The sequence below is a fragment of the Wenjunlia tyrosinilytica genome, assembly GCF_014646055.1.
In the GTDB taxonomy this organism is placed as follows: Bacteria; Actinomycetota; Actinomycetes; order Streptomycetales; family Streptomycetaceae; genus Wenjunlia; species Wenjunlia tyrosinilytica.
The window spans coordinates 23,211-30,774 of sequence record NZ_BMMS01000048.1; the positions used below are offsets into that span (position 1 = coordinate 23,211).

Sequence of the window (7,564 nt, forward strand, 5' to 3'; positions counted from 1 at the left end):
TCCTACTCCTTCGTGGATATGAAGATGTTCTTGGTCTCGGTGAATGCGTCGAGCGCGTCCGGGCCGAGCTCACGGCCCAGGCCGGACTGCTTGAACCCGCCGAACGGAGTCGAGTAGCGCACCGAGGAGTGGGAGTTGACGGACAGGTTCCCGGCCTCGACACCCCGGGCGACGCGCAGCGCCCGGCCCACGTCGCGGGTCCAGATGGAGCCTGACAGGCCGTACTCGCTGTTGTTCGCGATGCGTACGGCGTCGACCTCGTCGGTGAAGGGGACGACAGTGACGACTGGTCCGAAGATCTCCTCGGTGAAGGCCGGATCGTCGTGCCCAAGGGGTGTCAGGACGGTGGGCGGGAACCAGAATCCGGGCCCCTCCGGTGCGGTGCCGCGGATGGCGACCGGGGCGTCCTCAGGGACGTAGGCGGCTACCTTGGCCCGGTGGGCGGCCGAGATCAGCGGCCCCATGTCGTTGGCCTCATCACTGGGGTCACCGACCCTGACGGCCTGCACTGCCGGTTCGAGCAGCGTCATGAAGTCGTCGAACACCGACTGCTGCACCAGGATCCGGGACCGGGCGCAGCAGTCCTGCCCGGCATTGTCGAAGACCGCGAGCGGCGCGGCGTCGGCCGCCTTGACCAGGTCTGCATCGGCGAAGACGATGTTGGCGCTCTTGCCGCCCAGCTCGAGGGTGACCGGCTTCACCTGCTGCGCGCAGCCTGCCATGATGTGCTTGCCGACCTGGGTGGAGCCGGTGAAGACGACCTTGCGCACGTCAGGGTGCGTGACGAAGCGTTCGCCGACGACGGAGCCCCGACCGGGAAGGACCTGGAACACGCCGGGGGGGATACCCGCCTCCAGGGCCAGTTCGGCCAGACGTATCGCTGTCAGCGGGGTGAGTTCCGCCGGCTTGAGCACCACCGTGTTCCCGGCTGCCAGGGCCGGGGCCATGCCCCAGGCTGCGATCGGCATGGGAAAGTTCCACGGCGCTATCACACCGACCACGCCGAGCGATTCCTTGAAGGTGACGTCGAGTCCCCCCTCGACAGGGATCTGGCGGCCGAAGTTCCTCTCGGGCGCGCCGGCGTAGTAGTCGATCACATCGCGGACATGGGCGGCCTCCCAGCGGGCGTTCCCGACCGTGTGGCCGGCGTTGGCCACCTCGAGCTGAGCCAGGTGCTCACGATCTGCATCGACCGCGGACGCAAAAGCACGCAGGAGCCGTGCCCGGTCGGCAGGGGCCACCCGCCGCCACGTCGCGTATGCGGCGTGAGCCCGGGCGATCGCCGCGTCGGTCTGTGACAGCGTCGTCAGCGCCACCGTCTCGATGACGTTCCCTGTTGCCGGGTTGACCACGTCGTGGGAGGCGGTGGTCGTGCCAGGACTGAGTGTCTGGGTCATGAATCGCTCCTCTCCTTCCTGCTGTGCGTGATGAATGCCTCGAACAGCCGGGTGTCCTCGGCGTCGGCCTCGGGATGCCACTGCACCCCTACGACGAAGCGGTGGCCCGGCAGCTCGACCGCCTCCACCGTCTCGTCCTCGCTCCACGCGGCGGGCAGCAGCCCGGTCCCGAGCCGCTCGATCGCTTGGTGGTGATAGCAGCTCACCCGTGCAGCACCGCCGAGGATGCCGCCCAGGACACTGCGCGGTCGGATGCGCACCGCCCGCTGCGCGAACGTCGCCGGAGCGGGCTGGTGACCGTCGTAGCCCACCCGGTCGGGCAGGTGCTGGATCAGCTCCCCGCCCAGTGAGACGTTGAGCACCTGCATCCCCCGGCACACACCCAGAACCGGAAGGTCCCTCTCCAATGCGGCCTGCACAAGCTCGAACTCCCAGTCATCCCGCATGGTGTTGGGTGCGCCGGTCCTCGGGTGGGCGGTGGCCCCGTAGCGCGCGGGATCGATATCGGGGCCACCGCTGAGCAGCAGTCCGTCGAGAGCCTCGACGACATGATCCGCGCCGCCGCCCTGCGGGGGCAGCAGCACCGGAGTGCCTCCGGCACGGGTCAGTGCATCGATGTATGCCTGCGGGATCAGGGCCGCCGGCTGCTGCCAGGGGCCCCAGGCCGCTTCGTCGAGGTAGCTGCTGACCCCGATGAGGGGCCTGCTGGCGAGGGCGGGCCGGAGGTCGATGGGACGGCTGCGAGGACGGGGCGGGGGCGGGGACGGCCACAGGGGCCCGGGTGTCGGCCGGTGCGGGGCTGCGGGCCCGCCGAGCGCGTTCACAGCCGCTCGAAACTACGGCGACGCTCCCAGTCGGTCACCGCCGCGTCGAACGCCGCCAGTTCCACCCGGCCGGCGTTGGTGTAGTGGCCCACCACGTCCTTGCCGAACGCGTGCGACGCCGCAGGGCTGGCCTCGAACCTCTCCACCGCGTCCCGCAGGGTGCTGGGGACCCGGGGAGCGTCCGAGGCGTAGGCATTGCCGACGAATTGGGGTTCCAGAGGGAGCCGGTTCTCCAGGCCGTGCAGGCCGGCAGCTATGAGGGCCGCCACCGCGAGGTAGGGATTCACATCACCGCCCGGGACACGGTTCTCGAACCGCAGGGAGGGGCCGTGGCCGACCACCCGCAGGGCGCACGTGCGATTGTCACGGCCCCAAGCGATCGCAGTGGGGGCGAAACTGCCGGGAACGTACCGCTTGTAGGCGTTGACGGTGGGGGCGAACAGGAGCGAGAAGTCCGCCAGGCAGGCGAGCTGGCCTGCCAGGAAGTGCTCCATGAGAGGGGAGAATCCGTGTACTCCCGCCCCGGCCATGGCCGGGGCGCCGTCCTTGTCGCGCAGACTCAGGTGGATGTGGCACGAGTTTCCCTCGTGCTCGTTGTACTTGGCCATGAAGGTCAGGCTCACCCCCTCCTGGGCGGCGATCTCCTTCGCTCCGGTCTTGTAGACGGAGTGGTCGTCACAGGTGATGAGAGCCTCGTCGTACTTGAAGGCAATCTCGTGCTGCCCCAGGTTGCACTCGCCCTTGGCGGACTCCACGGTGAGACCGGCGCCGGCCATCTCGTTGCGCAGCCGGCGCAGCAGCGGCTCCACCCGGCCGGTTCCGAGGATGGAGTAGTCCACGTTGTACTGGTTGACGGGAACCAGGTGCTGGTAGTTCTTCTCCCAGGCCTGCTCGTAGCTGTCGCGGAAGACGATGAACTCCAGCTCCGTCCCGGCGTATGCGCTCAGTCCGTGCTCCGCCAGCCGGTCGAGCTGCCGGCGCAGGATCTGCCGGGGTGAGACGGACACCGGGGTGCCGTCGTGGGCCGTCACGTCGCACTGGACCATGGCGGTCGCAGGGTGCCACGGAACCATGCGCAGCGTGGACATGTCCGGCGTCAGGACCAGGTCGCCGTAACCGGTCTCCCAGGAGGAGATGTCGTATCCGTCGACGGTGTTCATCTCCGTGTCGACGGCGAGCAGATAGCCACAGGCTTCGGCGGCGTGGGGGAGCACGTCGGTGAGGAAGTAGTCCGCGGCGATCCGCTTTCCCTGCAGGCGTCCCTGCATGTCGGTCATGGCCAGCACGACCGTGTCGATGCTGCCGTCCGCGACGAGGCTGCGCAGCCTGTCGAGGGTGATACGTCCCTGGTGGGTCATCGCAACTCCAGTTCCCTCTCAAGTGCGGCCAGTTCCTCGGGAGAACCCTGGATCTTGGGACCGGAGAACCAGCGGCGGGCCGAAACCAGCCACCACACTCCGGCGAAGCCGAGGACAGCGAGAACCGCGACGGGTGTGTAGTTGAACGTGGTAGCCGTGATGGGGCTGGTGCTGGGAAGCATGAACAGCACCGAGATCAGCCCGACCCAGCAGATCGCAACGAGGCCGATGGGCTTGCTCCAGCGGCCCAGGTGCCATGGGCCGCGCTGGAAGTCGTCGCCCAGACGTAGCTTCAGGAACACGGGTATGACGTAGGCGATGTAGAGACCGATGACCGAGACGGAGGTCACGGCCGCGTAGGCCGTCGTGTTCCACAGGTAGGGAAGACCCAGGGAGAACGCACAGACCGCCGCGAGCCATACCGCCTTGGTGGGGGTCTGGGTCTTCTTGTTGATCTGGTGCCACCAACGTGATCCCGGCAGCGCCCCGTCGCGGGAGAAGGCGTAGATCATGCGGGAGTTGGCGGTTACGGAGGCCATCCCGCAGAAGAACTGTGCGCCGATCACGATGAGCAGCAGCAGCTTCGCACTGGTGAAACCGACCGCGTCGATGAATATCTGCGCCGGGGGAACGCCGGTCGCGCTGCCCAGGGCCCCATCGTAGTTCTGGATGGCGAATGTGATGCCCAGCAGCAGAACCCAGCCGGCGGCCAGGGAGACGACGATCGACATCACGATGCCGCGCGGCCCCGAGCGGGCAGCGTCCCGCGTCTCCTCGGTCATGTGGGCCGAGGCGTCGTAGCCGGTGAAGGTGTACTGGGCGAGCAGAAGGCCCAGCATGGCCACATAGAAGGGATTGCCGAAGCCGGTGTTGTTGACGAACTTGGTGAACACGAACTCGGCCGGAGCGTGATGGGACGGCAGCGCAACCAGGGCGCCCACGATGATCAGCACACCGAAGATGTGCCACCACACGCTGACATTGTTGAGGACCGACACCAGACGCACGCCAAGAGTGTTGAGCAGGCCGTGGGCCAGCAGGATCCCGCCGAACAGCATGATCACGTGCTCAGGGGTGGCCGCAAAGCCGAACTGCATGTCCAGGAAGGCATTGGCGAAGAACGCCGCGCCGAAGTCGACTCCGGCGGTGACCGCGACCTGCCCGAGGAAGTTGAACCAGCCGGTAAACCAGCTCCAGGCCGGTCCGCCCGACCGGGCGAGCTTGGCCGCCCAGTAGTACAGGCCCCCCGCCGTCGGATAGCTGGAGCAGACCTCGGCCATCGCCAGACCGACGAACAGCGTCATCAGCCCCACCAGAGGCCAGCCCCAGATGATCATCGCCGGACCGCCGGTGTTCATGCCGAAGCCGTACAGGGTCAGACAGCCCGACAGGACAGAGATGATCGAGAAAGAAACCGCGAAGTTCGAGAACCCAGACATGGAGCGGGCGAGCTCCTGGGTGTAGCCCAGTTCCTGCAGCCGCTTCTCGTCGGCGGACATGCCCGGACCGGGTGCTGCGCCTGCCGCGGACCGAGCGGCCGATGAGTTCACCCCGGCGTCGTCCTCTGACCGTGCAGGAGCCATAGGGCACCTCCTTTGCATGCTGTGGCTTCGAAGGGGCTCGATGCGCTCCCTCGATCCAATGGATCAGATTGAGTCCATTGGAGTGATGGGGGGAATGTGTCATCCCCGATCGGCGGCGTCAATGCTTTCCGGTGGCTGATTTGTCGTCATGTGCGGGACTGGGAGGTCGCTGCCGCGCGGCTGTGGGCGGGACCCCGGCCGCAGGCGCCGTTCCCTTGCCGTGGCGGCCCGTCTCCACCGAGGGAACTGCAGGCTCAGTGGCGACGGCGCCAGTGGCCCGGCGCGGCGAGGGTGCGGTGCACGCTCCGCACCCGCCGCCCAGCGGGCCCTGCCGGGGATCCCCGGCAGGCCTCTTGACGGGACGCCCTCCGCAGTGCCTCAATACGTTCCAGCATTGAGATAAAGGTATGAAAATATTCCAATGCTTGGGGGTGGGCTCCGGTCATCGGCGGTCCTCAGGGGCTCGGCACGCACGGGGCGCAGTCGCGCCGACTGCGGCCCCGCACTGCTGTCTGTTCCCAGGCGTCGTGAAACTGCCGTGCATGCGGCCGTAGCAGCACCTCCTCCGGCGGCGGACCGAATCCTCCGCCTCCTCTCGACCCGAAGGTGATCCCATGAAAACTCGCCGATGGGCCATCCCCGTCGCCGCTGCCGTCCTCGTCGCGGCCGCAGCAGTCCCCATCGCCCTCGCCACCCCGCCGACGAAGCACCGTGACTGTCCGACCCTCGATTCCAGCCTCACCTGGTACGGCGAAAACCGTCAGGCGCTGCAGAAGTTCATCGACGCGGAAGGCGAATGCCAGGGCCCGGGCAAGCGCCCGCTGGCGCTCTTCGACTGGGACAACACGGTCGTCAAGAACGACGTCGGAGACGCCACCACCTTCTGGTTGCTGCGCAACGACAAGGTGCTCCAGCCCCCCGCCAAGGACTGGTCGGCCACCAGCCGCTATCTCACCACCGCGGCCGGCACCGCACTGGGCACGGCGTGCGGGAGCAGTGCGCCCGCTGGAAAGCCCCTGCCCACCAGCAGCAACACACAGTGCGCCGACGAGATCCTTTCGGTCTACAGCAACGGCACCACCACCCAGGGTGCCCCGGCGTTCAGCGGATTCGATGCCAGGCGTATCGAACCTTCCTATGCATGGGCCGCGCAGCTGCTCGCCGGACACAGCGCGCAGCAGGTCAGGAACTTCGCCGCGGAAGCGCGTGCTGAAAACCTTGCCGCACCCGAAGGCGCCACCCAGGCCGTCGGCACTCACCAGGTAACCGCCTGGGTCCGCTACTACGACCAGCAGCGCGACCTGATCAGCACGCTGGGACGTGCCGGCTTCGACGTGCGGATCATCACAGCCTCGCCGGAGCCGGTGGTGCAGGTCTGGGCCCAGACTCTCGGAATACGGCCCGACAACGTGGTCGGCATCCGCAACGGTACCCAACAAGGCAAGCTGACCTACCACCTCAACAGCTGCGGTGGAGCCGCCGCCGACTCCGTGATCACCTACATCGACGGCAAGCGCTGCTTCATCAACCAGGAAATACTGGGCGTGTCCGGTGCCGCCGCGTTCGAGCAGCAGCCGGCCTCCAAGCGGCAGGCATTCGCCGCCGGCGACTCCAACACCGACGTCACCTTCGTCACCGACGCGACCGGCCTGCGCCTGGTCATCAACCGCAACAAGGCCGAGCTGATGTGCCGCGCCTACTACAACAGCGACGCGAAGTGGCTGATCAACCCGATGTTCATCAAGCCCAAGGGAGCCCTGCTCTCGCCCTACCCGTGCTCCACCAGCGCCTACGTCAACTCGAACGGCACCACCGGCCCCGTCATCGACACCAACGGCAGTGTCATCCCTGACCAGGCCGACACCGTGTACTGAGCGGCGGATCACGAACGTCGAGGGCGCCACGGCTGCAGCCGTGGCGCCCTCACACCTCTTCCCCCAGCGCTGAGCCCCCTCCCTCCCTGCGGCCTGCCCCCACGCCGCTGCTGCCGCTCCATCCCGGAGAGTACGCAGACACCCTCCGTGTTGCCGTTCCTCCGTTCCGCGGAAGGAGCAGCCCGCACAGATACGCCGGGCGAACGCGCGTGGCTCGGCAGGTGGGCGGGTCGGAGCAGGAGGCACACGTGCAGGCCGGGCCCGTTCGGTTCGGCCGAGGCCGCGCTCCCGGTCCTGCCCCGACAGCTCACCCTGCCGCCTGAGGCCGACTGCTCCGACCGGCGCCGGAGATCCGAGCATGCGGCCCGCCGCGTGCTCGGACACGGCACAACTGTTGGGCAGCGGCTTGTCGAACACCTTCTTTCCCGTCCGGTTCACGGCGGTGGGTCATGTCCCGTGGGGTGGTGTAGTCAGGGCAACTGTTTCGGTTCCGGTTGTGGGGTGATCTGCGGTTCGGGTTCGGTGGGC

Annotated in this window: 5 protein-coding genes; 1 reads left to right on the top strand and 4 read right to left on the bottom strand. The window is 67.7% G+C overall.

Annotated elements, in window-relative coordinates:
* Window positions 1-2 precede the first annotated feature (2 nt).
* From IEY86_RS32970 to IEY86_RS32985, 4 genes are read right to left on the bottom strand one after another with little or no spacing between them, the layout of a single operon-like run.
* Window positions 3-1,397, bottom strand: a complete 1,395-nt coding sequence (locus tag IEY86_RS32970) for an aldehyde dehydrogenase family protein (RefSeq protein ID WP_189135581.1) — start codon at window positions 1,395-1,397, stop codon at window positions 3-5.
* Window positions 1,394-2,221 carry a gamma-glutamyl-gamma-aminobutyrate hydrolase family protein gene (locus IEY86_RS32975; RefSeq protein ID WP_229698980.1) on the bottom strand — a complete coding sequence of 276 codons (828 nt, stop codon included), beginning with the start codon at window positions 2,219-2,221 and terminating at the stop codon, window positions 1,394-1,396. The genes IEY86_RS32970 and IEY86_RS32975 overlap by 4 nt, the downstream gene beginning before the upstream one ends.
* The gene (locus tag IEY86_RS32980; protein ID WP_189135582.1) at window positions 2,218-3,579 is read right to left on the bottom strand and encodes a glutamine synthetase family protein; all 1,362 of its coding nucleotides are present in this window, start codon (window positions 3,577-3,579) and stop codon (window positions 2,218-2,220) included. The genes IEY86_RS32975 and IEY86_RS32980 overlap by 4 nt, the downstream gene beginning before the upstream one ends.
* Complete coding sequence (locus IEY86_RS32985) at window positions 3,576-5,078, bottom strand: amino acid permease (protein ID WP_189135583.1); 1,503 nt, start codon at window positions 5,076-5,078, stop codon at window positions 3,576-3,578. Before IEY86_RS32985 ends, IEY86_RS32980 begins: the two co-directional genes overlap by 4 nt.
* A 698-nt stretch (window positions 5,079-5,776) precedes the next feature.
* Between IEY86_RS32985 and IEY86_RS32990 the strand changes: the two genes are divergently transcribed.
* On the top strand, window positions 5,777-7,036 hold the full coding sequence (locus IEY86_RS32990) for a haloacid dehalogenase-like hydrolase (protein ID WP_189135584.1): 1,260 nt from the start codon (window positions 5,777-5,779) through the stop codon (window positions 7,034-7,036).
* Window positions 7,037-7,564 lie beyond the last annotated feature (528 nt).